General features: G+C 50.3%; 1 protein-coding gene. It reads right to left on the bottom strand.

The features are described from left to right. On the bottom strand, positions 1-1,050 hold a 1,050-nt coding region (locus PG888_RS22925; protein WP_270694473.1), incomplete at its 3' end, for an ISAs1-like element ISAs1 family transposase. Positions 1,051-1,080 lie beyond the last annotated feature (30 nt).

The raw sequence follows: 1,080 nt of genomic DNA, 5'->3' as shown, positions 1-1,080 counted from the left end.
TTTTAGCTTGTTTCTCTGACTTCGAGCACCACAATTGCTCTGTTTTACGATATTCAATACGAACCGCCGGAATAGCGCCATATTCTCGACCGCATCCTCCATCGCTATCCTGGAAGCATCCTCGTTGAACACCACATCAAGAATGTAATGCTGGCTGTTCTCTATCCGCCAGTGCTGCCGTATATAGTGCCCTAGCAGCTTGTGCTTGGGGGATAACGAGCTGACATAGTAAGAGGTATCTACCGTTCCTTTTCCGTTGGCGCTGCGGTGACGCTCAACGGCAATGATGCTGCGGATTGTCGGCCATTTCTCCGTCAACTCTGGCGGTAATTTGGCTTTTAATTGAAACACATAACGCTCTTCCTGGCGGCCATGTCCACTCTCTTTGTGCTCGACGACAATCTTCTCTTTCTGGGCGTCAAACAGTGACTGGAATTGCGATTGAACCGCTTGATACAGCTTCGGTTGATTATTCTTGACCTGTACCACTACATGAGCCTTCTTCTCGCTGATTTTCTCCAGTGTCTCACGCTGACAATGCAACGCATCGAGTGTGACAACGGCTCCTTTTAGCTCAAGAATGTCCAGCATATCTTTGACGGTTTCGATTTCCCCCTTCTTGTTAGGGGTTGCTTTCTGGCTTAACACCAGCCCATTTTCGGTATCGTAAGCCGTGACCAACTGAAGCGCATCCTTGGCATTTCCCCGAAAGGAGCCGCGTAACACCTTGCCATCAAAGGCAATGATGGGTTTGCCCTGATGAGTGCGCTGTTCATTGACCCAGCACAGCAACGCTTCAAGCAAGGTATCGATGACAATGCAGCGCAGAATGCGGGCAACCGTGTGACGCCGCGGGATGCCGTTGGCAAAGGGGCGATGCTGACGGAGCCAATCGATCTTTGAATCGCCATAGGTTTCGATGTCATTCCAGCCCTCGGCACCACTCATGATGGCACTGATGACAAGGAACATGACATCAACCAGGTTATGTTTACGATTGATCTCAGAGCGAGTTTCTTCGACAAGGGTAAGGTGTTCAATCAACGTCATAGCGCGTGCCTCCTGCATGGAGACGCGATT

The organism is Aeromonas sp. QDB23, assembly GCF_027707745.1.
GTDB classification, from domain to species: Bacteria; Pseudomonadota; Gammaproteobacteria; order Enterobacterales; family Aeromonadaceae; genus Aeromonas; species Aeromonas allosaccharophila.
The sequence above is the reverse complement of the archived record's forward strand: the minus strand, read 5'-3'. Positions and strand labels throughout refer to the sequence as shown.